Annotated in this window: 23 protein-coding genes; 8 read left to right on the top strand and 15 right to left on the bottom strand. The window is 61.0% G+C overall.

What is annotated here, in order from left to right:
• Positions 1–154: 154 nt before the first annotated feature.
• Positions 155–901: a methyltransferase domain-containing protein gene (locus DSM14862_RS03285; protein WP_007118990.1), complete on the bottom strand. Its 747-nt coding sequence runs from the start codon at positions 899–901 to the stop codon at positions 155–157.
• Between the two features lie 63 nt (positions 902–964).
• On the opposite strand from DSM14862_RS03285, the gene gloB reads away from it, so the two are divergent.
• The 3 genes from gloB to DSM14862_RS03270 all read left to right on the top strand — a co-directional run bounded on the left by gloB (position 965) and on the right by DSM14862_RS03270 (position 5,179).
• A complete protein-coding gene (gene gloB, locus DSM14862_RS03280; RefSeq protein WP_007118989.1) occupies positions 965–1,732 on the top strand; it encodes a hydroxyacylglutathione hydrolase in 768 nt (255 codons plus the stop codon).
• A gap of 175 nt (positions 1,733–1,907) precedes the next feature.
• Complete coding sequence (gene clpA / locus DSM14862_RS03275) at positions 1,908–4,229, top strand: ATP-dependent Clp protease ATP-binding subunit ClpA (protein ID WP_007118988.1); 2,322 nt, start codon at positions 1,908–1,910, stop codon at positions 4,227–4,229.
• Complete coding sequence (locus DSM14862_RS03270) at positions 4,226–5,179, top strand: peptidoglycan DD-metalloendopeptidase family protein (protein WP_007118987.1); 954 nt, start codon at positions 4,226–4,228, stop codon at positions 5,177–5,179. Before clpA ends, DSM14862_RS03270 begins: the two co-directional genes overlap by 4 nt.
• 13 nt (positions 5,180–5,192) lie before the next feature.
• Here DSM14862_RS03270 and DSM14862_RS03265 read toward each other — a convergent pair whose 3' ends face one another.
• The 3 genes from DSM14862_RS03265 to DSM14862_RS03255 form a co-directional block, all read right to left on the bottom strand.
• Positions 5,193–7,130, bottom strand: coding sequence for a peptidoglycan -binding protein (locus tag DSM14862_RS03265; protein WP_007118986.1), 1,938 nt, complete (start codon positions 7,128–7,130; stop codon positions 5,193–5,195).
• Positions 7,130–8,329: a hypothetical protein gene (locus tag DSM14862_RS03260; protein ID WP_007118985.1), complete on the bottom strand. Its 1,200-nt coding sequence runs from the start codon at positions 8,327–8,329 to the stop codon at positions 7,130–7,132. Before DSM14862_RS03260 ends, DSM14862_RS03265 begins: the two co-directional genes overlap by 1 nt.
• Positions 8,330–8,400: 71 nt before the next feature.
• Positions 8,401–8,931, bottom strand: a complete 531-nt coding sequence (locus DSM14862_RS03255) for a gamma-glutamylcyclotransferase (RefSeq protein ID WP_040700512.1) — start codon at positions 8,929–8,931, stop codon at positions 8,401–8,403.
• A 66-nt stretch (positions 8,932–8,997) separates the two neighbouring features.
• Here DSM14862_RS03255 and DSM14862_RS03250 point away from each other — a divergent pair, with 66 nt between their 5' ends.
• A complete protein-coding gene (locus DSM14862_RS03250; RefSeq protein ID WP_007118983.1) occupies positions 8,998–10,005 on the top strand; it encodes a DUF2125 domain-containing protein in 1,008 nt (335 codons plus the stop codon).
• Between the two features lie 7 nt (positions 10,006–10,012).
• Here DSM14862_RS03250 and DSM14862_RS03245 read toward each other — a convergent pair whose 3' ends face one another.
• The 5 genes from DSM14862_RS03245 to DSM14862_RS03225 form a co-directional block, all read right to left on the bottom strand.
• Positions 10,013–10,807: an extensin-like domain-containing protein gene (locus DSM14862_RS03245; protein ID WP_007118982.1), complete on the bottom strand. Its 795-nt coding sequence runs from the start codon at positions 10,805–10,807 to the stop codon at positions 10,013–10,015.
• The gene (locus DSM14862_RS03240) at positions 10,804–11,724 is read right to left on the bottom strand and encodes a prephenate/arogenate dehydrogenase family protein (RefSeq protein ID WP_007118981.1); all 921 of its coding nucleotides are present in this window, start codon (positions 11,722–11,724) and stop codon (positions 10,804–10,806) included. The genes DSM14862_RS03245 and DSM14862_RS03240 overlap by 4 nt, the downstream gene beginning before the upstream one ends.
• Positions 11,724–12,806, bottom strand: coding sequence for a histidinol-phosphate transaminase (gene hisC / locus DSM14862_RS03235; RefSeq protein ID WP_007118980.1), 1,083 nt, complete (start codon positions 12,804–12,806; stop codon positions 11,724–11,726). Before hisC ends, DSM14862_RS03240 begins: the two co-directional genes overlap by 1 nt.
• 207 nt (positions 12,807–13,013) lie before the next feature.
• Positions 13,014–13,634 carry a 30S ribosomal protein S4 gene (rpsD, locus tag DSM14862_RS03230; protein ID WP_007118979.1) on the bottom strand — a complete coding sequence of 207 codons (621 nt, stop codon included), beginning with the start codon at positions 13,632–13,634 and terminating at the stop codon, positions 13,014–13,016.
• A gap of 168 nt (positions 13,635–13,802) precedes the next feature.
• Positions 13,803–14,372, bottom strand: a complete 570-nt coding sequence (locus tag DSM14862_RS03225; protein ID WP_007118978.1) for a DNA-3-methyladenine glycosylase I — start codon at positions 14,370–14,372, stop codon at positions 13,803–13,805.
• A gap of 103 nt (positions 14,373–14,475) precedes the next feature.
• Here DSM14862_RS03225 and DSM14862_RS03220 point away from each other — a divergent pair, with 103 nt between their 5' ends.
• The 3 genes from DSM14862_RS03220 to phbB all read left to right on the top strand — a co-directional run bounded on the left by DSM14862_RS03220 (position 14,476) and on the right by phbB (position 17,454).
• Entirely contained in the window at positions 14,476–15,318 is an 843-nt protein-coding gene (locus DSM14862_RS03220) for an EAL domain-containing protein (protein ID WP_007118977.1), read from the top strand.
• A 161-nt stretch (positions 15,319–15,479) separates the two neighbouring features.
• Positions 15,480–16,655, top strand: coding sequence for an acetyl-CoA C-acetyltransferase (locus DSM14862_RS03215; protein ID WP_007118976.1), 1,176 nt, complete (start codon positions 15,480–15,482; stop codon positions 16,653–16,655).
• 76 nt (positions 16,656–16,731) lie between these two features.
• Positions 16,732–17,454 (top strand): acetoacetyl-CoA reductase, encoded by a 723-nt coding sequence (phbB, locus tag DSM14862_RS03210; protein ID WP_007118975.1) that lies wholly within the window; start codon positions 16,732–16,734, stop codon positions 17,452–17,454.
• Positions 17,455–17,646: 192 nt separating this feature from the next.
• Here the strand turns inward: phbB and DSM14862_RS03205 are convergent, their stop codons facing one another.
• From DSM14862_RS03205 to DSM14862_RS03195, 3 genes are all read right to left on the bottom strand, one after another.
• Positions 17,647–17,811 (bottom strand): YdcH family protein, encoded by a 165-nt coding sequence (locus DSM14862_RS03205; RefSeq protein WP_083804549.1) that lies wholly within the window; start codon positions 17,809–17,811, stop codon positions 17,647–17,649.
• 100 nt (positions 17,812–17,911) lie between these two features.
• A complete protein-coding gene (locus tag DSM14862_RS03200) occupies positions 17,912–18,679 on the bottom strand; it encodes a tRNA1(Val) (adenine(37)-N6)-methyltransferase (RefSeq protein WP_007118973.1) in 768 nt (255 codons plus the stop codon).
• Complete coding sequence (locus tag DSM14862_RS03195) at positions 18,676–18,891, bottom strand: putative signal transducing protein (RefSeq protein WP_040700850.1); 216 nt, start codon at positions 18,889–18,891, stop codon at positions 18,676–18,678. Before DSM14862_RS03195 ends, DSM14862_RS03200 begins: the two co-directional genes overlap by 4 nt.
• Before the next feature lie 49 nt (positions 18,892–18,940).
• Between DSM14862_RS03195 and DSM14862_RS03190 the strand changes: the two genes are divergently transcribed.
• Positions 18,941–19,945 (top strand): polyprenyl synthetase family protein, encoded by a 1,005-nt coding sequence (locus tag DSM14862_RS03190; RefSeq protein ID WP_007118971.1) that lies wholly within the window; start codon positions 18,941–18,943, stop codon positions 19,943–19,945.
• On the opposite strand, the gene DSM14862_RS03185 is transcribed toward DSM14862_RS03190, so the two are convergent.
• The 3 genes from DSM14862_RS03185 to DSM14862_RS03175 all read right to left on the bottom strand — a co-directional run bounded on the left by DSM14862_RS03185 (position 19,942) and on the right by DSM14862_RS03175 (position 24,342).
• Positions 19,942–20,805 carry a 4-(cytidine 5'-diphospho)-2-C-methyl-D-erythritol kinase gene (locus tag DSM14862_RS03185; protein ID WP_040700507.1) on the bottom strand — a complete coding sequence of 288 codons (864 nt, stop codon included), beginning with the start codon at positions 20,803–20,805 and terminating at the stop codon, positions 19,942–19,944. The genes DSM14862_RS03190 and DSM14862_RS03185 overlap by 4 nt on opposite strands.
• A gap of 5 nt (positions 20,806–20,810) precedes the next feature.
• On the bottom strand, positions 20,811–22,520 hold the full coding sequence (locus DSM14862_RS03180) for a tetratricopeptide repeat protein (protein WP_007118969.1): 1,710 nt from the start codon (positions 22,518–22,520) through the stop codon (positions 20,811–20,813).
• Positions 22,521–22,689: 169 nt separating this feature from the next.
• Positions 22,690–24,342: an electron transfer flavoprotein-ubiquinone oxidoreductase gene (locus DSM14862_RS03175; RefSeq protein WP_007118968.1), complete on the bottom strand. Its 1,653-nt coding sequence runs from the start codon at positions 24,340–24,342 to the stop codon at positions 22,690–22,692.
• Positions 24,343–24,585 lie beyond the last annotated feature (243 nt).

Here is a 24,585-nt window from a genome sequence, read left to right as displayed (position 1 = left end):
TATAGGCAGGTAATGTTCCCACGCGCGGCAATATTGCAAAGGCTACGGCCTGCAGCGTCCCTGTGTCGCAGAAAAATGCGGCCTTTAAGGTCAAACGCCCGCAGCGTTGGCGAATCCTCTAGACCGAATGGTGGTTGCCTCAAGCCTGTAAGGCTCAGACCGGTTTGGCCTGCGGCTCAGCGATCCCCTCCAACACCCCGATCGCGCGCCGCGCGGTGCTGCGCTGTGGTCGGCCGCGTGGCGGGTAGACCAGCTTTGTCGCTTCAACCAAGATCGCCCCGCCGCCCATCATTGTTGGCATCTGGCGACCAACTTTCTCAAACAATGGGGCGGATTTCATCCAGATTCGCTGCTGTGACGGGAATTGAAACAGCGCCCCAAGATGACGCTCAGGCAGGAATTGATGCTTACGCAACTGCGTTTCCAGCTGTCCCGGCGAATAGGGCCGCCCATAGCCGAATGGCGTGCGATCCCGCCGCGCCCACATGCCCGCCCGGTTCGGCACGATAAACAGCGCCTTGCCCCCCGGCCCCAGCACCCGCCAGCATTCGTCCAGCAGTTCACTGGGCCGTTCCGAGGTCTCAAGCCCATGCATCAGCACCAGCTTGTCCACCGCCCCCGTCTCTACCGGCCATAGCGTTTCCTCGGTCAGCACCGAGGTATTGGGCATCCCCGCGGGCCAAGGCATCACGCCCTGCGGACCGGGCATCAACACCATCACCCGCCGGGCATCGGCCAAATAAGGCCGCAGCAGGGGTGCGGCAAAGCCAAAGCCGACCACCGTCTGGCCCTTCGCCTCGGGCCAAAGCTCTAACAATCGCCCGCGCAGGGATTTCTGCGCCGCACGCCCCAACGCGCTGCGATAATAGAAATTGCGCAGATCCTGTACATCAAGATGCATTGCAGCCCGCCTTGGTGAGTGTCACTCTTACCCGACCATAGCAACACAGCGAGGTAAGACGCCATGGCCTTTGATCTGGTCACGATTCCATGTCTGTCGGACAACTACGCTTTTCTGCTGCGCGACCATGACAGCGGCGACGTGACGCTGATTGATGTGCCTGAGGCTGCACCGATTATGGCGGAGCTTGATCGCCGTGGCTGGACGTTGAGCCAAGTTTGGCTGACCCACCACCACCCCGACCACGTCCAAGGCCTTGCCGAGCTGCTGACCCGTTTCCCCGCGCAAGTGGTCGGCGCCAAGGCCGATGCCCGCCGCCTCCCCCCGCTCGACCGCGAAGTGGCAGAGGGCGACAGCATCGCGTTGGGCGCGCTGCATGCCGAAGTTCTGGATGTGTCGGGCCACACCGTGGGTCATATCGCATTGCATGTGCCGGAGGCCAACGCGGCCTTTACCGCCGACAGCCTTATGGCGCTCGGCTGTGGGCGCCTGTTTGAGGGCACGCCCGCGCAGATGTGGGAAAGCCTGCAAAAGCTCGCTGCCTTGCCCCGCGATACCACGATCTGCTCGGGCCACGAATACACTGCCGCCAATGCAAAATTCGCGCTGACCGTTGATCCGGACAACGCGGCACTTATATCAAGGTCCAAGGACATCGAGGCTACCCGCACTGCAGGCCGCCCCACCGTCCCCTCGCAGCTTTCACTGGAACTAGAAACCAATCCCTTTCTGCGCCCGGGCGATCCCGCCATCCGCGCCACCTTGGGGATGCCAGACGCCACCGACACGGAAGTGTTCACCGAAATCCGCAAGCGAAAAGACCAGTTCTGATTGCCTGCAATCATGGCCCAAAGTCCCCGCTCACGTGAAATGTGACCGATTCGGACCAGAATCTTCTTGAAGATGGGCGATGATCAACCAAACTCTAATACTATGAGGCCATGGTCGGACCGGGGCCTGAGATATCTCAGCACCTCACCGACCCCGATCGAAAAGGAGCACGCCCGTGCCTTCATTCTCGACTACACTTGAGCAGGCAATCCACGCGGCCCTCGCGCTGGCCAATGCCCGCCGCCATGAATTCGCCACGCTAGAGCACCTGCTGTTGGCGCTGCTTGATGAACCTGACGCGGTTCAGGTGATGAAAGCCTGTTCGGTCGACGTCTCTGATCTGCGCGACACGCTGGTTGAATTCGTAGATGATGACCTGAGCAATCTGGTCACCGACATCGACGGCTCTGAGGCTGTGCCGACTGCCGCTTTCCAGCGCGTGATCCAGCGCGCCGCCATCCACGTGCAATCTTCGGGCCGGACCGAAGTGACCGGGGCCAATGTGCTTGTCGCGATCTTTGCCGAACGCGAAAGCAACGCCGCCTACTTCCTGCAAGAGCAGGACATGACCCGCTATGACGCGGTGAACTTCATTGCCCACGGCGTGGCGAAAGATCCCGCATATGGCGAAGCCCGCCCGGTGAGCGGCGCGCCCGAGCATGAAGAAGAGCCCCAAGGCGTCACCGAGGGCGATAAGAAAGAATCCGCGCTGGCAAAATACTGCGTAGATCTGAACGCTAAATCCCGCGAAGGCGACATTGACCCGCTGATCGGCCGCGAGAGCGAAGTCGAGCGCTGCATCCAAGTGCTCTGCCGCCGCCGCAAGAACAACCCGCTGTTGGTGGGTGATCCGGGCGTCGGCAAAACCGCCATCGCCGAGGGTCTGGCGCGCAAGATCGTCGCAGGTGAAACGCCTGAAGTGTTGGCCAACACCACGATCTACTCGCTCGATATGGGCGCACTTTTGGCCGGCACCCGCTACCGCGGTGATTTCGAAGAACGCCTGAAAGCCGTCGTGACAGAGCTGGAAGAGCATAAAGACGCAGTGCTGTTCATCGACGAGATCCACACCGTGATCGGTGCAGGTGCCACATCGGGCGGCGCGATGGATGCCTCCAACCTCCTGAAGCCCGCGCTTCAGGGTGGCAAACTGCGCACCATGGGCTCCACGACTTATAAGGAGTTCCGCCAGCACTTTGAGAAAGACCGCGCGCTGAGCCGCCGTTTCCAGAAGATCGACGTGAGCGAGCCTTCGGTCGAAGACGCCACCAAGATCCTTAAGGGTCTGAAGCCTTATTTTGAAGAGCATCACAGCGTTAAATACACGGCCGATGCGATCAAGACGTCGGTGGAACTGGCGCATCGCTACATTAACGACCGCAAGCTGCCCGACAGCGCCATCGACGTGATCGATGAAGCGGGTGCCGCCCAGCATCTCGTGGCCGCCTCTAAGCGCCGCAAGACCATCGGCACCAAAGAGGTCGAAGCTGTCGTGGCCAAGATCGCCCGCATTCCGCCAAAGAACGTGTCGAAAGACGATGTGGTGGTGCTGAAGGACCTGGAAAGCTCGCTCAAACGGGTGGTCTTTGGTCAGGACGACGCCATTGTGGCGCTATCTTCGGCGATCAAACTGTCGCGGGCTGGCCTGCGAGAGCCGGACAAGCCAATCGGCAACTACCTCTTTGCTGGCCCCACCGGTGTCGGCAAGACCGAGGTCGCCAAACAACTGGCGGATACCTTGGGCGTGGAACTGCTGCGCTTCGACATGTCGGAGTATATGGAGAAACACGCGGTCTCTCGCTTGATCGGTGCCCCTCCGGGCTACGTCGGCTTTGACCAAGGCGGCATGTTGACTGATGGTGTGGACCAGCATCCGCACTGTGTGCTGCTGCTTGACGAGATGGAGAAGGCCCATCCAGACGTCTATAACATCCTGTTGCAGGTGATGGACCACGGCAAGCTGACCGATCACAACGGCCGCACGGTGGATTTCCGCAATGTGGTGCTGATCATGACCTCTAACGCCGGCGCATCCGAGCAGGCGAAAGAGGCCGTGGGCTTTGGCCGCGAGCGGCGCACTGGCGAAGACACCGCCGCGATTGAGCGGACGTTTACGCCGGAATTCCGCAACCGTCTTGATGCTGTCATCAGCTTTGCGCCGCTGCCGAAATCGGTGATCCTGCGGGTGGTCGAAAAGTTCGTGCTCCAACTCGAAGCGCAGTTGATGGACCGCAACGTGACCATCGAGCTTAGCAAAAAAGCCGCCGAATGGCTGGCCGACAAAGGCTACGATGACAAGATGGGCGCACGCCCCTTGGGCCGCGTGATCCAAGAGCACATCAAAAAGCCGCTGGCCGAAGAACTTCTGTTCGGCAAGCTCGCGAAAGGCGGTGTGGTCAAGGTGGGTGCCAAGAAGGGCGAGTTGACGATCGAAGTGCTGGGCGTTGAAAACAAGCGCCTGTCGGGTGATCGGCCGCCCCTGCTGACCGCAGAATGATCTACAGGGCCGCTCTGGCCCTGATCCTCTCCTCCGCTGGCCCCGCGCTGGCGGAGGATTTGCAACTGGCCTTTCCGCTTGATTGCACCCTTGGGCAAGATTGCCACATTCAACAATATATGGACCACGACCCCAGCAGTGCTGTGCAGGATTACCGCTGTTCGGGGCTGACCTATGACGGCCATAAAGGCACCGACTTTGCCCTGCCCGACCTTGCTGCAATGGAAGCAGGCGTGTCCGTCCGCGCTGCGGCGGGCGGTATGGTCAAAGGCGTGCGCGACGGCATGGAAGACGGCGCACCGCTTAGCCAAGTGCAGGGGCGTGAGTGCGGTAATGGCGTGGTGATCGACAACGGTAAGGGGTGGGAAACGCAGTATTGCCACCTAAAGCGCGGCTCCCTACGCGTCACCGACGGCCAGCAAATCGCCGAAGGTGATGTCATCGGGCAAGTCGGCCAATCCGGCAGGGCCGCCTTCCCCCATCTGCACCTTTCACTGCGCCACAATGGCGAACCGGTTGATCCCTTTGACGCGGGTGGCACTGACTGCGCGGCTGAGCCGTCCGAAACTCTTTGGCAAGACACCCCGCCCTACCGTCCCGGTGGGTTGATCGCAGTGGGATTCGCGGATCATGTGCCCACTTACGCGGCCATTAAAGCAGGCGATGCCGGGCGCGAGACGCTCCCCACAGATGCAGCTGCCTTGGTGATCTATGGCTACAGCTACGGCACGCAAAAGGACGATATTTTGCGGCTTAGACTTTCAGGCCCAAAAGGTGTGGTGATTGAAAAAGACGTGGTGATGGACAAGCCCCAAGCGCAGTCCTTCCGCGCCATCGGCAAACGCATGGCGTCCCGGGAGTGGCCTCCAGGTCGCTATACTGGCACCGCGACCCTGCTGCGCGCGGGCCGTGTCATTGATGAAAGAAATGGCTTCGTAACCGTGCGTTAACCACCCGGCGCGATCACTTCTCGGTAAACTTCAACTCGATCCGCCGGTTTTGCGCCCGCGCGGCTTCGGTATTGCCCTCGGCCACGGGTTGATACTGGCCAAAGCCGTTGGCCGCCAGACGATCCGGCGCGATGCCGAGGAAATTGACCATATATTTGACGACAGACAGCGCCCGCGCTTGGCTCAACTCCCAGTTATCGGCAAACTCGCCAAAGCCTGAAAGGGGCACGTTGTCGGTATGACCGTCGACCCGGATCACCCAGTCAATCTCGGCGGGGATATCGTCCACAACACTGCGCAGAATGCCCGCGACCTTGGCGATCTCGCCCTGCCCATCTTGGCTCAGCACAGCGCTGCCCTGTCCAAACAGCACCTCGGAGGAGAAGACAAAGCGGTCGCCTTCGATTCGTACGCCTTCTTGATTGCCCAAAAGGTTGCGCAGACGGCCAAAGAATTCCGACCGGTACTGGGCCAGATCCTTGCTTTCCTCTTCCAAACGCTTGCGCTCTGCCGCTTCCATTTCAGCGCGGCGGCGCTCCTCTGCTGCGACCCGCGCAAGGGCGGTGTTCAACTCAGACCCCAGCGATTGCAACTCGACCGAATTCGCCGCATCCCGCGCCACGGCATCATCCAAAAGCGCCTGAAGGTTGCCCAATTGCGCGCGCAGTTCTGCGACCTGTTGGTTCAGCAATTCGGTCTGGCGCTGCGCCTCGGCACTTACGGCTTTTTCTTCGGCCAGGGTCTGCTCGGCCTGCGCCAACAGGGCCGCCCGGCGTTCGGCGGCGGTGGTATTGTCTTCGGCTAGTGTTTCAGCTGCGAGCTTTGCCGCCAACGCCTGTGCCAGCCGTTCGCGCAAGTCAGCTTGATCGCCACTCAACGCATTGCCCTCGGCCTCAAGCAGTTGCACACGGCTCAAGGCGTCTGAAAGCCGCGCGTTCAACTCCTGTTCGGTGACCTCCGCCTGCGCCAATCGGGTCCGCAGGTCTTCTTCGGTTCCCTCAGCCGCTTCAACCTGTGCCTCCAGCGTCGCGCGCTCGGCTTCGAATTCTGTACCGCTCTGCTCAAGGGTCTCCATCCGCAACAGGGCAGCGGCCAGTTCGGTATCAAGATCGCTGCGCGCCGCGCGGGCGGCGGCCAGCAGGGTCAGGGTATCTTCTGCTTCCTTGCGCTGCGCCTCAAGCGCGAGGGTCATGGCGGTCAGCTCCGCATCTGCATTTTCCAACCGATCACGCAGCGCTTGCGCGGCCGCGGCCTCTGCCAGCCGCGCGGTCTCTTCCTCGCTCAGCGCGTCTTCCGCCTCGGCTACCTGTGTATTCAACGTGGTAACTTCGGCCTCTGCCTCGGCATTCTGTGCCCGAAGGTCAGCGACCAACGCATCCAACGCTTCGCGTTTCGCCGCGGCCAAACGGGCCGTTTCGGCCTGCGCGTCGATCTCGTCACGGGCGGTGCTAAGCGCGAGGTTCAGCGCCTCTTGTTCATCCAGCAACTCAGCTTCGCGGTTTTCCAAAGTGCCGATACGGGCCTGATCCGTCGCCTGCGAAGCTAACAGCGCCGCAACGCGGGCCTCGAACCCGGTGATCTGCGCCTCTGCGGCTTTCAAGGCCGCGTCCTGCTCATCACGTTCGGTCGTTAGCCCGGCAATTACGGCCTCTTGCCGCGACACTTCATCCTGCGCGTCATTCAGCGTTGCGTTAAGCGCGCCAAGCCGTGCCTCCAACCGGGCGCTGGTGCGTTCCTCGACGCCAAGCGCTTGCGCAAGGGCGGCAACCTCTCCAGCCAGTTCATTCAATTCGCTTTCTTGGCCACTGATGCGTTCAGTCAGGACGAATTGCACCACCATGAAAATGGTCAGAACGAACATCAAAACCAGCAAAAGCCCGGTCATCGCATCGACGAACCCCGGCCAGATAGAGCCCTGAAACCGCGTGCCTGACCGCCGGGAAAGTGCCATTACTGGTCCCCGCCACCGGGGGCATCACCGGCCCGCAGGCGCCGCGCATCCGGCGCGCGTTGGCCAGAAAGTGCCTTGGCCAGAAGTGAGATATCCTTGCGGAGTTCGGCCATGGTTTCCTGTCGCCCGGCGGAAATCTCTTCTAAAATGCGCAGCATTTGCACATCGATCGACCGCAGCCGCATTCGGCTTTCGGCATCGATCCCTTCGCCCGTGACCTGACCTTCGAGGACAGAAACCAAACGCTCTTGTCCCTCGGCCACCCGCGTCAGAGCTGCCCCGGTCGGATCGTGCCGTTCCATCCTTGTGGTCATCCGGTCCACGGCATCGGCAAGCTTGCCCAGTTTGTCATCGACCATGGACCGGCTGATATCGGACTGGGTGAACATCTGCTGCATTTCGCCCATCTGTTCGACCATCTGATCCATCACGCTGGCCATGATGTTCTGGTCGCTCACATCGTCGCCGGAGGTCAGACTGACCCGCGTGATGGAACTGAGCCAGTCTTCTAGCTCTTGATAGAACCGGTTTTGCCCGTGGCCTGCGAAAAGCTCCAACAGCCCGACGACGAGAGAGCCCGCAAGGCCGAGAAGCGACGAGCCGAAGGCCACCCCCATGCCGCCCAACTGCGCCTCAAGCCCGGTCATGAGGCGGCCAAAGACATCGACGCCTGCCTCCCCCTCACCCGGGGCGAGCGAGCGGATCGTATCGACAACTGCAGGCACCGTCGTGGCAAGCCCGTAGAAGGTACCGAGAAGGCCGAGGAAAATCAGCATGTTGACGATATAGCGCGTGATCTCGCGCACTTCATCGATGCGCGAGGCGACAGAATCGAGGATCGAGCGGGTGGAGGCCGTGCTCACCTGCATCCGCGCGCCGCGCTGGCGCAGAAGCGATGCCAATGGCGCCAGCAGTTGCGGCGGCTGGGCATCGGGTTCGGAGTTGTCGGCGGCGAAATCCTCAATCCAGCGGACCGAGCCGATGAGTTGCGTCACCTGATAAAAACAGGCCAGCACACCGACGACGAAAACAAAGATGATGACCCCATTAAGCCATGGGTTCGCGGCAAAAATCGGCAGCACACTGGGCAGCGCCAAAAATGCCCCGACGCCGGTCAATGCCAATACGATCAGCATCAGTGAAATCTGACGCACCGGTTGTGAAAACTGCGGTTTTGCCTTGCGGTCTGGCTGTGCCATGCGGCCTTTCCTGACCCTTTATTCTGCTCTCGGCGCAGCTTACACTGAAACGCCGGGGGGTTGCCAAGTTTTTATGAAGCCAACGCCTTCACGCGGTCATGCAACCACTCCAACGCAGGGTCATGCAAGCCCACTTCGGAAAGATGCGCGGCAGTGTTGATTAAATACTCGGTATTTGGCCCGCGCCCGCCCACCGCACGGGCAATGATCTGGGCCTGTTCCTCCAATGGGAGCCCGCCGCAATATTGGTCATGCGCCGCGTCGATCACATAGGTGACCGCCTCCACATCGCGTTCATCGGTCAGATGCACAGTAAGGTTTTTCTCCACATAGGCGGACGAGATCAGCTCACGTTCGCGCAGATAATCCAGCGTCTGTGCCTCATGCCCCTCCGCCACGCGCATCGCCATGCCTTCGCAAGCCGAGCGGACGGATTCGTCAAGCGCCAGCACCAGCCCAGGCTGTTCGACCGTGCCACGGTGATGGATCGAGCGCATGCAGAACGATCGGGCATAGCCCGGCAGCGTGGCGATCACGCTTTCCGCCACCTCGAAACCGGGATTCCACAAGAGGCTACCGTATCCAAATACCCACATAGTCATCGTGCTGGTCCTTTCTGCTGGCCTTCGGTAAACCGCATCTGAAGCACGATTTGAAGGGCTATCGAAATGCGGAAATTAGTTTGGCTGCTGATTTTGCTCGCTGCACTTTGTGGCGCATGGTGGGCTGCGGCCACGGCGCAAATGCAAAGCACCCTGACCGGCCTGCTCGACAGCCGCCGTGCGGCGGGGTGGGATGTAACGCTCAAGGACATCAGCAAGGCCGGTTTCCCTCTGACGCTGCAAAACCGGCTAAGCGGTCTTGCTGTGGCTGAAGCGGGCCGAGGTGTGGCTTTTGAAGCGCCGCAGCTTGACCTATCGGCCCCAGTTTGGTGGCCCGGTGATCTGACCGCGCGCGCGCCGGTCGCGCAGGCCGCGTTCCCTGCGGGGGCGCTGCCCTTGGTCTTGAAAATGCGCGACATGCGCGCAGATCTGGCGTTGCATCCCGGCCTATCGCTTCAGCTTGAGGGGATGCTGGCCCGCAGCACCTATCTTGAGGTCAATGGCCCTGATGGTCTGTTGCTGGAAGCCGATGAGCCGCGCATGGAGGTCACGCAGTCGTCCGACGCTGAGAATGATTACAACATCGCATTGTTGCCCGGCAGGATTGCCCCCGGCCCCTTGCTGCGCAAAGTCCTAGGAGACGGCATCGGCCAACCCGGCGGGCAACCGATCCTGTCGGCGCGGATGGCCGTCACCTTTGCCCGCGCGCTGGATCGCCACACCGCAATGACCGGCACCCTGCCTCAGATCGACGCGCTGACGGTTGAGAACGTGGACGTGGCATGGGGCGATGTGGCGCTGGCCACCGAAGGGGCGCTTACATTCAACTCTGAGGGTATTCCTGCGGGCGTGTTGAGCCTGCGGGTCACCAATTGGCCTAAACTGTTGGACGCGGGGGAACGTGCAGGATTTTTGCCGCCATCGATGCGCGGGCAGGTCGATACCATGCTGCGCCTGCTAGAGGCACGGGGCGGCACAGCCGGCGGGCTTGATCTTGATCTGGTCTTTGCAGAGGGGCAGATGGTGCTGGCAGGCATTCCGCTTGGCGCGGCACCTCGATTGATCCAGCCGTAAACCGCCCTCAGCGGCAATAGCTGCCGCTGCGGTACCGCGCCGTGTCGAAGTGAAAATGATCTTGGTGGAAACGGTCGGATTCGGGGCCAAGCACGGTGCCGAATGGCCCACAGGCGCCCCGATGCATCCGCCGCATTGCCTCACTGCTACGCCGAGCGCGCCAGCCTTTCAGGACAGTGATCGTGCTGCCATCTGCCAGTTCAAACCCGGAAATATCGATCGCGCGACCTTTCCCATGTTCGGAAATCTTGCCACCCTTGCGGTTGTTCCGCGTGCGGCAGGCATAATGCGCGGCGACCCTCAGTTGCTTAAGCCCACCGCCCTGCCCCGCCAAGGCGGGCACCGCCGATTGCCGCACCCAAGTATCAAGCGCTTTGGCCGTGGTGCAGTCCATCACGGCAGAATTGCTAAGCTTGATGCCAGAGACGGAGCGTATCTTCACCGCATTCTCAATCCCGCAACCGCTGATCTTGCCGGGCACCCGGCCAACCTGCGCGCCCTGAATCGCCAGATCGCCACAGACCGCGCCTTTCGCCCGCATCTGTTGGCGCGCGCGGGCGGCTTTTTCAGCCTTGCGGCTGCGCAGAGAAGGGCGGAGAGAGGATTTCATTCCCTGTCCCCCTTCGGCGGCAGCACGCGCAGCGGGGTCCCGTTTGGGCTGTTCAATCGCCCCTGAGGGCACGACGATCACCGGCAGCGTGTCGCCATTGTCGCGCGGGACCGGGCGCTGCGACCTGTCCGGACCTGCGGCCAAGGCCATCTGCCCCAGCACGATCAGCGACAGGACAGCCCAGCCCTTCATGGCTTGCGCGCGCCCCGGCCAAAGTCGGGCGCGTCGGTGTCCTGCCCCGCCTCGATAATGCCGCGCCGGATCGCGCGGGTGCGGGTGAAATAGGCGTGTAGGTGGTCGCCGTCTCCGGTGCGGATGGCGCGCTGCAGGGCAAAAAGCTCTTCGGTGAAGCGCCCCAGAATTTCCAGGGTCGCGTCTTTGTTGGTCAGGAACACGTCACGCCACATGGTCGGGTCACTGGCGGCAATTCGGGTGAAATCTCGGAAACCGGCGGCAGAATACTTGATGACTTCGCTGTCGGTCACCCGGCGCAGATCATCGGCCACGCCCACCATCGTATAGGCAATCAGGTGCGGCGCATGCGAGGTAACCGCGAGCACGAGGTCATGATGCTCGGCGTCCATTTCCTCAACGTTGGCCCCCGCCCCTTCCCACAAGGCACGCAGCCGGGCGATGGCATCTGCGTCTGTCCCCTCAACGGGGACAAGCAGGCACCAGCGATTATCGAAGAGCTCAGCAAAGCCGCTGCGCGGGCCAGAATGCTCGGTGCCCGCCAACGGGTGGCCGGGGATAAAATGCACGCCATCCGGCAGATGCGGACCGACCTGCGCGATAACATCCGCCTTGACCGAGCCTACGTCCGTAACGGTCGCCCCCGGTGCCAGATGCGGCGCGATCTCGGCGGCCACGGCGCCCATGACGCCCACAGGCACGCAGAGCACCACCAGATCGGCGCCCGCAACGGCTTCGGCCACACTATCGCAAACCCGGTCGCAAAGGCCGATCTCGCGCGCGGTGGCGCGGGTCTCATCGCTGCGGGCATAGCCGGTAACTTCGCCCGCCAAACCACCGCGCTTGATCGCCCAGAAAAGCGAGGACGCAATCAGCCCCAGCCCGATCAGGGCGACCCTGTCATAAACCTGTGCCATCAGCGCGCCCCCTTGAACTGCCGCACGGCGTGGACAACGCGACGGCACGCGCTCTCATCCCCCACGGTAATCCGCAGACATTGCGGCAGGTTGTAGCCCGCCACCCGCCGCACGATCAGCCCTTGGGTTTTGAGGTAATCATCACAAGCTTCGGCTTCGGCCTGATTGGCAAAACGTGCCAGCACGAAGTTGGCGCAAGAGACATCCGATGGCACGCCAATTTCGGCCAGTGCATCCGCCAGCCAAGTCCGCCAGCGGGCATTCTCGACCCGGCAATGGTCGGTATAAGCGCGGTCCCTGATCGCAGCCTCGGCAGCAGCCAGCGCCGCTTGCGAAAGGTTAAACGGCCCCCGCACGCGGTTGAGCACGTCGATTACGTGGGCCGGACCGTAGCCCCACCCAATCCGCAGCCCGCCGAGCCCGTAAAGCTTGGAGAACGTCCGCGTCATCACCACGTTATCGCGCCGATCGACCATTTCGGCCCCACCGTCATAGCCCTCGACATATTCGGCATAGGCACCATCCAGCACCAAAAGCGCCTGCGGTGGCAGCCCTTCAGCCAGCCGTTCAATCTCTGCCAGACCGATCATCGTGCCGGTGGGATTGTTGGGATTGGCGATAAACACCAGCCGCGTCGCATCGGTACAGGCCGCAAGGATCGCATCGACATCGGTGACGCGCTCGCGTTCGCGGACCTCCACCGGTGTAGCGCCCGCAGCCAGCGCCGAAATGCGGTACATGGCAAAGCCGTGTTCGGTGTGCACAACTTCGTTGCCCGGCCCGGCGTAGGCCTGGCAAAGGAAGGCGATCACCTCATCCGAGCCTGCGCCGCAAATGATCCGATCGGCGTCCAGCCCCAGCACCTCGGCAATCGCGCCGCGCAGGGCGCGGTGGTCCGAGGATGGGTAGCGATGCAGATCGTAGGAGGCGCGGCGATAGGCCTCAATGGCAGCGGGGCTTGGCCCCAGCGGGTTCTCATTCGAGCTGAGCTTGACCACGTTATCAAGGCCCGCGACATGCGCCGCACCCCCTTGATACAGGTCGATCTCCATAATGCCCGGTTGCGGTGCGATCTTTGTCATCTCGCTCTCTTCCTCACGCTATTGCCGCCCTTCTACCGAGGCGGCCGCAGTGATGCCACAAACATCTTGCCCCATGCGCCATCCGCCGCAGCCTGTTGCAATGACGCGCCCTTGGAAGCCGAGAACCATGAGGCGAAGGGTCTGCCAAAGAAAAAGGCCGCGCGGTCTGCACCACGCGGCCTTTCGGTATTCGACGGGCGAAGAAACTTAGTTCTTCGCGTAGAATTCCACGACGAGGTTCGGCTCCATCACAACCGGGTATGGCACATCGGACAGGCCGGGTGTGCGCACGAAGGTTGCTGTCAGCTTGGAGTGATCCGTCTCAAGGTAGTCAGGCACGTCACGCTCGGGCAGCTGAACCGCTTCCAGAACGGAAGCCAACTGCTTGGAACGGTCACGCACTTCGATGACGTCACCCTCTTTCACGCGGTAGGAGGGGATGTTCACTTTTTTGCCGTTCACCCGGACGTGGCCGTGGTTCACGAACTGGCGCGCTGCGAAAACGGTCGCGACGAACTTGGCGCGGTACACAACGGCGTCCAGACGACGCTCCAGCAGACCGATCAGGTTTTCACCGGTATCGCCTTTAACACGCTCGGCTTCGCCGTAGATGCGACGGAACTGCTTTTCGGTCAGGTCGCCGTAGTAGCCCTTGAGCTTCTGCTTGGCGCGCAGCTGGATACCGAAATCGGAAATCTTGCCCTTACGACGCTGGCCGTGCTGGCCGGGGCCGTATTCACGACGGTTCACTGGGGACTTCGGACGGCCCCAGATGTTTTCGCCCATGCGGCGGTCTAGTTTGTGCTTGGCAGCTGTGCGTTTGGTCACGGCTGTTCTCCTTTATAAGGCCCCGAGGGGCGGTAAAGGGCGTTGTCCTTTGGCCGAAGCCCGACAGGGTTCCCCTTGCGGGGTCCACCAACACCAATGAAGGGGCGCTTATACGGTGCCATGGCGGGGAGTCAACGGGGGATTTCAGCGAGAGCTATACGCCCTGCCCTAACGCGCCAGCGTCGCACAGGGGCCGTGGCGGTGGCAGGTCAGGATATGGTCATTCACCAGCCCGCAGGCCTCCATCCACGCATAGGTGATCGTCGGCCCGCAGAACTTGAAACCGGCTTTTTTAAGGTCTTTGCTGACCTGCTCTGACAGCGCTGTTTTCGGTGGCACCTCAGACTGCGTGGCAAAGCCAGGCTGCAGGGGCACCCCATCCACATAACGCCACATAAATTGGTCGAACCCTTCGCGCGCCTCCATCTCCTGCCATGCCCGCGCGTTGGTGATTGCGGCCTCAATCTTGCCTCGGTGCCGAATGATGCCCGGATCACCCAGCAGACGGGTCACATCCGCCTCGCCCCACTCGGCAATCTGATGCGGATCGAACCCAGCAAAAGCAGCGCGAAAATTGTCGCGTTTTTTAAGGATCGTGATCCAGCTTAACCCGGCCTGGAACCCATCAAGAATCAACTTCTCCCAAAGCGCACGACTGTCATATTCGGGAACGCCCCATTCTGTGTCATGGTAGGCTTGGTAAATCGGGTCGTCCCCGGCCCAGTCACAGCGCTGCATCTTAGCTCTCCCGCGTGATCCACCGCGGAAATCGCCGCTGATTAAGACCGTGTTATCACCTGTGCGCCCATACCTATGGCAGGACAGAAAGAAGAGTACCGCCGTGCCCCGCCGATTCCAACGCCCTATCGCCGACATCCCTCCCGGAGGGGACAGCCCGCTGAACCATGCGGTCACGCAGCGCGATGCCTCGACCCTTGAGATGGTGCGCGTAGCCGTCGCACATCGTCAGACACTGCTGGCCTTTCAGCCGGTCATGCGCGCCAGCGATCCCACCCGTATCGCCTTTCACGAAGGGCTCATTCGCCTGCTTGACCCGACGGGCCGTGTGATCCCGGCCAAGGATTTCATGCCGGTCATTGAAGACACAGAAACGGGGCGGCAGGTTGATGTACTGGCCCTGCGGTTGGGGCTGAATGCGCTGCACAGCCACCCCGGCCTGCGCCTTTCAATCAACATGTCTGCGCGTTCTATCGGGTATCAGGATTGGAACCGCGTCTTACGCCACTGGCTCGCCCGGGATGCAACTTTGGGAGAGCGGCTGATCCTTGAGATTACCGAGAGCTCAGCCATGATGGTGCCGGAACTTGTGGCAAACTTCATGGATCAGCTGCAGCCCTATGGCATCTGCTTTGCAATGGATGATTTCGGAGCGGGGCAAACCGCAATCCGCTATTTCAAGGATTTTTACTTCGATATCCTTAAACTTGATGGGCAGTTCATCCGCGGGATCGCCACGAACCCCGATAACCGCGCATTGACTGCGGCGCTCATGTCGATCGCCACGCATTTTGACATGCTCACTGTGGCCGAATGCGTCGAAAACGCTGCCGATGCGGCGGTTTTGACCGAAATGGGCATCGACTGTTTGCAAGGCTATCACTACGCCGCGCCGACCACCCGACCCGATTGGTTTGATCTTGGCCACGCCCGCGCCACTGGGTAACCCTCGATCTATGATGTGATGTAGATGACGGGGTGCTGCCTGTTCAGTTGCCGCGTTGCAGCGCATCCGCTATCACTACCTCAGAGGGACGGAGGCGCCCACGCCCGACGACGGCGCGTGTCGGTGTGCCCCCGCCCAGTCAGGTAGAGGAAAGTCACATCATGACCAATGTCGTCATCGCATCCGCCGCCCGTACCGCCGTGGGCAGTTTCGGCGGGGCGTTTGCCAATACACCCGCCCATGATCTTGGTGCCGCCGTTCTAAAAGAACTGGTAGCCCGCGCCGGGGTGGACCCGTCCGAAGTCTCTGAGACCATTTTGGGTCAGGTGCTCACCGCCGCCCAAGGTCAGAACCCCGCGCGTCAGGCGCATATCAATGCGGGCCTGCCGAAAGAGAGCGCTGCTTGGGGCATTAACCAAGTTTGTGGTTCGGGCCTGCGCGCCGTAGCGCTGGCGGCACAGCATATCCAATTAGGTGACGCGAGCATCGTCGCCGCAGGTGGTCAGGAAAACATGTCCATGAGCCCCCATGCGCAAAACCTGCGTGCCGGACAGAAAATGGGCGATCTGCAGTTCATCGACACGATGATCCGCGACGGCCTGTGGGACGCGTTCAACGGTTACCACATGGGTCAAACGGCCGAAAACGTCGCTGAGAAATGGCAGATTTCCCGCGATCAGCAGGATGAGTTTGCCGTCGCCTCGCAAAACAAGGCCGAGGCTGCCCAGAAAGCTGGCAAATTCGCGGATGAGATCGTCGCCTACACCATCAAATCCCGCAAGGGCGAGACGGTCGTCGATCAGGACGAATACATCCGGCACGGTGCCACTATGGAAGCAATGCAAAAACTGCGCCCTGCCTTTACCAAGGATGGCTCGGTTACAGCGGCCAACGCTTCGGGCCTGAACGACGGCGCGGCGGGTGCCCTTTTGATGAGCGCGGACGACGCTGAAAAACGCGGCATCACCCCGCTGGCGCGCATCGCCTCCTATGCCACGGCAGGTCTCGACCCGTCGATCATGGGTGTCGGCCCAGTCTATGCCTCGCGCAAAGCGCTGGAAAAGGCGGGCTGGAAGCCCGAAGATCTCGACCTTGTGGAAGCCAACGAAGCCTTCGCCGCGCAGGCGTGTGCCGTGAACAAAGAAATGGGTTGGGATCCTGAGATCGTGAACGTCAACGGCGGTGCCATTGCCATTGGTCACCCCATTGGCGCGTCCGGTGCACGCGTGCTCAACACTCTGCTGTTCGAAATGCAGCGCCGTGGCGCCAAAAAAGGTTTGGCTACGCTGTGTATCGGCGGCGGTATGGGTGTTGCCATGTGCCTTGAGCGCCCCTAAAACTAAAATCGGCGCGCAATTTTGTTGCGCGCCGAAACATGCATTTGCAAGAACATTACCTTGAGGGAGGGATTACATGTCACGCATCGCTTTGGTCACCGGAGGCAGCCGCGGTATTGGCGCGGCCATTTCGACCACGCTGAAGGACAAAGGCTATACCGTCGCCGCCACCTATGCCGGCAATGACGAAGCCGCCGCGAAATTCACAGAAGAAACAGGCATCAAGACCTACAAATGGAACGTGGCAGACTACGACGCCTCCAAGGCCGGGATTGAAAAGGTTGAGGCTGATCTTGGCCCCATCGAAGTGGTCGTCGCCAATGCGGGCATCACCCGCGATGCGCCTTTCCATAAGATGACGCCCGATCAGTGGAACGAGGTCATCGCGACCAATCTCACCGGCGTATTCAACACGATCCACCCGGTATGGCCCGGCATGCGCGAACGCAAATTCGGGCGCGTGGTCGTGATTTCCTCGATCAATGGGCAGAAGGGCCAGTTCGCACAGGTCAACTATGCCGCGACTAAGGCGGGCGATCTGGGCATTGTGAAATCACTGGCCCAAGAAGGCGCACGTGCAGGCATCACCGCCAACGCAATCTGCCCCGGCTATATCGCGACCGATATGGTCATGGCCGTGCCTGAAAAGGTCCGTGAGAGCATCATCGCGCAGATCCCCGCAGGGCGTCTGGGTGAACCCGAAGAAATTGCCCGTGCTGTCGCCTTTTTGGTGTCGGATGATGCGGGCTTCATCAATGGCTCGACCATTTCAGCGAACGGCGCACAATTCGTCGTTTAACTGGCAAGACCTATTAGAATTGAAAAGGCCAGCCCTTCGCGGGGCTGGCCTTTTTCACATCGGCTCGGAGCAACATCTGCTATCAGGTCACCGCGCGGCTTGAGTATGCGTCAACCATAGCAGAAACGCGAAGCTGCCGCTCCGCCAGAACGGAACGACAGCCATCAGAAGAGTTTTATTTCTCGTCGGAGGTCAGCTCGACAGGCGGCTGATCTCCTCCTTTAAGCGCAGTTTTTCTTTCTTCATGGAAGCCACTTGCAGATCGTCCGAACCGGGGGCGCGCTGAGCGGTTTCAACCGCCTCACTCATCGCCTGATGCTTCCGCTTCAGAGTGTCCAGATGTGCGTTTAAAGCCATACAATCCTCCATGATTGGTGTTTAGAAATTAAGTGGATCACAGCGCGACCCACAAGTCACGCAGCACCGCAGCATAGGGGTGAAGTTGGTGAAAAAATGCTTAAGAATTGGGAAAGAGCAGTTGTGCGCCGCGGCGCAGGACCGCTTCAATTTCGGGCACATAGCTTTTCTGGTCGCCTTCATGCCGCGCTCCAAGGTGCATGGCATAGCTGTGATGCAATCGAAAAGCGCCCCGCCCGTTTTTGCGCGCCCGCAGCAGAATCAGTGCAGGCATCCGCCCCGCACGCGAGAACAAGGGCAGCACTTCGACCGATCCCATCTCATGCGGAAGCGCTGCCAAAAGCTCGGGCAGCCGTTCCGCACGGTGGATAAAATGCGCCTGTCCTTTAGGTTTTAGCCGTTTCGCGGCGATGCGGACCCATTGTCGCAGTGGCGTAGCTTCGCCCAAGGCCGCCTCCCGTCCCGGATCACGGGACTGGACCGAGGCGGCACGATCAAAGTAGGGCGGATTGGCCAACACATGATCGAATTGCCTCTGACGCAGATGCAAGGGCATGTCGGTCAGATCGGCCTCGACCACCTCCAACACATCTCCGCCATTGCGCCGCGCGAGATCGGCGTAGGCGGGCTGCAATTCGCACCCCGTCAGCGCCAACCCCGGCACCCGAGCGCTCAGGCATAGCACCGCGGCGCCCACCCCACAGCCCAGTTCCAGTACGCTTTGCCCCGCCGCGGCCTCGACACTCGCGGCCAGCAGAACCGGGTCCACCCCGGCGCGATAGCCCCGCCCCCGGCGCGGTTGCCATAGGCGCAGCTTACCGCCCAGAAAGGCATCGCATGTCAGGTCGTCTTCGGCAAAAAGGCTCACAGCCCGAGCGGGATCTCGTTGTCGCGCATCACCCGCAGGGCGGCGTCATGGTCATCGGGGTGCACCATTAGGCGGCGGGGGAAGATTCCAATGCCGCCTTCGAGCACGCTCATGTTTACGTCCATTTCAAAGCAGTCTATATCCTCCCCCCTAAGGAGGGCGGTGGCAAAGGCGATGATGGTCATGTCGGTGCTGCGCAAAAGTTCCTTCATATCAAAGATGTAGAGCCGGATTACCGGCATGTCGAGCGGGACGTGGGAAATGACGATGAAAATTGATGCAACAATGAAACCGCACGACCAAATGGCGGCCTATTTGGCCGATGATATGCAGGCGGTTAGCGCGCTGATCCGCGAGCGAATGGCCTCCAAACACGCGCCCCGTATCCCCGAAGTCACCGCCCATCTGGTCGAAGCCGGAGGCAAGCGCCTGCGCCCGATGCTGACGTTGGCCGCCGCGCGGATGTGTGGCTACGGCGGGCCCTATCACGTGCATCTGGCCGCCACGGTAGAGTTCATTCACACCGCGACCCTGCTGCATGACGATGTGGTGGACGAAAGCGCCCAGCGGCGCGGACGACCCACGGCGAACCTATTGTGGGACAACCAGTCTTCGGTACTGGTCGGCGATTATCTTTTCGCGCGCAGCTTTCAGTTGATGACCGAACCGGGGTCAATGCCCGTCATGCGCATCCTGTCCAACGCTGCGGCAACAATTGCCGAGGGCGAAGTGCTGCAGCTGACTGCGGCGCAGAATCTGGCCACCGATGAGGCAGTCTATTTGCAGGTGGTGCGCGGTAAAACGGCGGCGCTCTTCTCTGCCGCGACGGAAGTGGGCGGCGTGATTGCCGGTGCGTCGACAGATCAGGTTAAAGCGCTTTATGACTATGGCGACGCGCTTGGCATTGCATTTCAAATCGTCGATGATTTGCTGGATTATCAGGGAGATACCGGCGCCACGGGCAAGAACGTAGGCGACGATTTCCGGGAACGGAAGCTGACCCTGCCCGTGATCAAGGCCGTGGCCAAGGCCGACGCGGAGGAGCGCGCTTTTTGGGTCCGTACTATTGAAAAGGGCAAACAGGAGGACGGCGACCTCGATCAAGCGCTGTCTATTTTAAACAAACACGCCACGCTTGCCGCCACGCAGCGTGATGCGCATGGCTGGGCCGAAAAAGCCAAAGCAGCGCTCGCCCCCCTGCCCGACCACGATCTAAAAGACATGTTGATCGATCTGGCCGACTACGTCGTCAGCCGGATCAGTTAAGCGACCAAAATCGGTGCGGCGGCGACCCACCAATTGGGCGCGGCGGTGGTGATGCGATGGGCGGCGGTTTCAGCCTCTTTGGCAGTCGCGTAAATGCCGAAACACGTCGCGCCGGAGCCTGACATTCGCGCGAGTGCCGCGTCACTCAGTGCCTCCAAACAAGACGCGATGACCGGCGCGCGCGCGATGGCAGGGGCAGCAAGATCATTGCGCTGCAGACGCAGGAAATCAACAAATTCAGCAAAATTCGCAAATTTCGGAATCACATCCGGCATCGGCGGTTGGTTCTTGTCGGTCAGGGCCGCGAAGACCGCAGGCGTCGGCACATCTACGCCGGGATTCACCAGCACAATGTGGCAGGCCGGAAGCGGCGGCAGCGGGGTAAGTATCTCCCCCACTCCCTGCATCCGCTGAGGGCCGCGGGTGAGGCATACCGGCACATCCGCGCCAAGCCGCGCTGTATCAGCAGGCAGCGGCACACCCCAATGCGCGGAGAGCAATTCCAACGCCACTGCCGCATCGGCAGAGCCGCCGCCAATTCCCGCCGCAGCGGGCAGATGTTTAACCAGATGCAGCGCCGCACCCCGGCCCGCACCTGCATCCAGCATCTCAGCCGCGCGCAGCACGAGGTTGCGCGCATCGGTCGGCACGCCTTTAGCGCGCGGGCCGCTGATGGTGAGGGTCAGGATTTCAGCGGGTGCCACGTGCAGCGCGTCACCCACGCCCACACGGACCACAAGAGAGTCCAACAGATGATAGCCGTCTGCGCGCTGGCCGGTGCAATGCAGGGTCAGGTTTACTTTGGCCCAAGCCATCCGAGACGCCGTAGCGACGGGGCCAGCGGGCGCCGCATCTTCCATAACGGTCATTCGTCAGCAGCAACCTTTAGGGGCGGCGCGCCCTCTTCGGACAGCACGGCATCAAGCCCAACCTCCAACTTACGGCGCATCCGTTCGGGGTCGGCTTCGGAATCCGCATCGGTCAGGTCCACGAAGGACAGCGCCCGGCGCCACTGGAACTCGGCCTCGCGTTTGCGGCCCACGGCCCAGTAGACATCTCCGAGGTGATCATTCACCACCGGGTCCACAGGCTCCAACTCCACTGCGCGCTCCATCTGCTCCACCGCCTCGCCGTAACGGTCCAGCCGGTAGAACACCCAACCCAACGAATCGACGATATAACCGCTGTCGGGGCTGGCCGCGACAGCGCGCTCGATCATATCAAGCGCCTCGTCCAAGCTGCGCTGCTGCTCAACCAGCGAATAGCCGAGATAGTTCAAGACCTGCGGTTGCTCGGGGTTCAACTTAAGCGCCGCGCGGAAATCAGCCTCAGAACCTTCCCAATCGCCGCTGCGTTCCTTGGCGATGGCGCGGGCATAGAACAGCACCCAACGGGCACGAGCGGTTTCGGCAGTCAGATCGAGCGCTTGATCGTAAGAGGCGATGGCCGCCTCATAGTCTTCCTCAGCCCGCAGCATATCGCCCAGCGTTGAGTGCACGACAGCAAGACTACCATGGCTCCGCGCGAGCTGCTCCAACACTTCGATGGCCTGCGCGGTTTTGCCCGAGCGGCGCAGCGCTTCGGCACGGCCCAATTCGGCGGCGTGATAGGCGGGGCTATTGGGAGGCAGGGATTTATATTCGGCAATCGCCAGATCATGCTCACCAAGGTTTTCCAGCAGGCTTGCCGTCAACAGCAGCGCGTCGATGTGATCGGGGCGCAGGTAGCGGGCGATGCGGGAATAAAGCAGCACATAGTAATCCCCCGCCGCCTCGTTGCGCAGCACGGCGGCGAAGGTGAAAAACACCTCGGCCATCCCGGCTTGAGCGTCAGGCGTATGACTGAAAGGGGCGGGCGCGTCTTGTTGCAAGTTTTCGATCAGACGGGCGATCTCTGGATCGGTGTCATCGCCGAAACCGTCTTTGAGCACAGCAAGCGCATCATCGCTGCGGTCCAATTGGCCAAGGATTTCAGCATGCGCCATCACCCCACGTCGGGTCTGGCCCGCCGCCCCTGCCGCATCACTGGCAAAGATCGCCTCGGCCCCTTCGAAATCGCCGACACTCGCGAGTGCTAAGGCTTTGTGATACATCACAAAACCCTGCATCCCGGCTTCTTCACTTAGGCTATCGAAAGCGGCCATGGCGGCGGTGACATCGCCAGCGCCCATATGCGCCCAAGCCTGCACCAGCCCACCGACCCAAGGGCCGATCGCCGAGGTGTCACGCTCCAAAAGAGCGTCGTAATCGCCCTCCTTTGCCATGCCAGCCACGAGGGCCATCTCAGCCACTTGGCTTTTTGTGCCCAAGGTAATCATGTTGCGCGCTAATGGCAGCGCTTTCTCAACCCGCCCCAGCGACAGGTAGGACAGCACGGCGCTTTCCATCAGTTCGATGTTTTTGGGATCATTGGCTAGCGCTTGGGTGTAATAGCGCGCAGCCTCAGGATAGTCGCTGTTCACCGCGGCATGGCGCCCGGCCAGATAGGGGCCCGCGATAGATTGCGCCATCAAGGGCGCAGAAAGGCCGATGCAAAGCGCCGCGACGCTGGTGAACCCTAGGACATTCCGAAACATGCAAACCGCCTCATATCGCTTTGCGCTCAGGCTATCACCTCTGTGCCCGGGTGCAATGGCGTGGCCCCGATGAGACGCGCCGCCGACAGGATTTCGCCGACCGAGAAATAGAAAAGACCGACACGCCCTCGCGTGCCGGTCCTTTTCTACGTGCCACTTCGATCACCGTTTACATATTGGGGTAGTTCGGCCCGTCCCCGCCCTGCGGCGTGGTCCAAACGATGTTCTGCGTGGGGTCTTTGATGTCGCAGGTCTTGCAATGCACGCAGTTCTGGAAGTTGATCTGGAACCGCGTCTCCCCGGTCTTCTCATCTTCGACGAACTCATAGACACCCGCCGGGCAGTAGCGCGCCGATGGGCCTGCGTATTTCGGCAGGTTCACCTCGACCGGAATGCTCGGGTCTTTCAACTTAAGGTGCGCAGGCTGGCTTTCTTCGTGGTTGGTGAAAGAGAAGGCCACATTCGTCAAACGGTCAAAGCTGAGCTTGCCATCGGGTTTGGGGTAGTCGATTTTCTTGTGCTTATCCGCAGGCTCGGTCGCCTCGGCGTCCGATTTGCCGTGGCTCAGCGTGCCCAGCAACGAAAAGCCGAGCGTGTTGGTCCACATGTCGAACCCACCAAGCGCCAGCGACGCGGTCAGGCCGTATTTTGACCACAGCGGTTTGACGTTGCGCACTTTCTTAAGGTCTGCGGCAATCGGCCCGTCGCGCACATCGGTTTCATATTCGGTCAGCTCATCGCCGCCCCGGCCCGCTTGGATCGCCGCATAGGCGGCTTCGGCTGCGGCTTTGCCGGACAGCATGGCGTTGTGGTTGCCCTTGATGCGCGGCACGTTGACCATACCGACCGAACAGCCCAGCAAAGCGACGCCCGGCGCCACCATTTTGGGCATGGATTGATAGCCGCCTTCCGTGATCGCCCGCGCGCCGTATGCCACGCGTTTGCCACCCTCGAGCAGTTCGGCCACCATCGGATGATGCTTGAAGCGTTGAAATTCCATGTAAGGGAAAACATGCGGGTTTTTGTAGCCGAGGTGGACAACGAAACCGACGTAAACCTGATTATTTTCAAGGTGATAGATGAATGAACCGCCACCTGCGTTGCTGTTTAGCGGCCAGCCCATCGTGTGGGTGACGGTGCCTTCGCGATGCTTGGCGGGATCAATCTCCCAGATTTCTTTCATGCCAAGGCCGTATTTCTGCGGCTCTTTGCCTTCGTCCAACCCGTATTTCGCGATCACCTGTTTGCTCAGGCTGCCGCGCACACCTTCGGAGAGGAAGACATACTTACCATGAAGCTCCATGCCCGGCTCATAGCTTGGGCCCGGCGTGCCGTCGGCCTGACGTCCCATCTCACCGGCGACAACGCCTTTGACTTCGCCGTTCTCGCCGAACACCAGTTCAGAGCAAGCCATGCCGGGGAAGACTTCGACGCCCAGTTCTTCGGCCTGTTCGGCCATCCAGCGGCAGACATTGCCCATGGAGACGATGTAATTGCCGTGGTTTTTCATCAGCGGTGGCATCGGGAATTCGGGGATGCGCAGCTTGCCCGCCTCGCCCAGCAGATAGAAGTTGTCTTCTTTAACAGGCACATTGATCGGCGCGCCTTTTTCCTTCCAATCGGGGATCAGCGCATCCAACCCGCAAGGATCAAGCACCGCGCCCGACAGGATATGCGCACCCACTTCTGAGCCCTTCTCAAGCACCACGACATTGCAATCGGCGTCCAACTGCTTAAGCCGGATCGCAGCCGACAGGCCCGCAGGCCCGGCGCCAACGATCACAACGTCATATTCCATCGCTTCGCGTTCAATCTCGGCCATTCTTGGTGCTCCCTCACGGCAAATTCGGTTTGAATTTGGCTAAACCACCGCCGCACGCATTGCAATCGCGACCCTGCGTTTATTGCGCAAAACATGGCCCCAGCGACATAACATGGCGCACGGCCCATCAGGCCGCCGGTTTGTTCCCCATCAGATAGTGCAATCAGCCGTCGTTTCACCATACCTGCAGCAGTATTGCTATTGCACGGTTGGGACAGGATTGACGGCATCCAACCGCCGATC

Origin of the sequence: Sulfitobacter indolifex, assembly GCF_022788655.1 — a bacterium.
GTDB lineage: Bacteria > Pseudomonadota > Alphaproteobacteria > Rhodobacterales > Rhodobacteraceae > Sulfitobacter > Sulfitobacter indolifex.
This window is presented reverse-complemented; position numbering and strand designations above follow the sequence as displayed.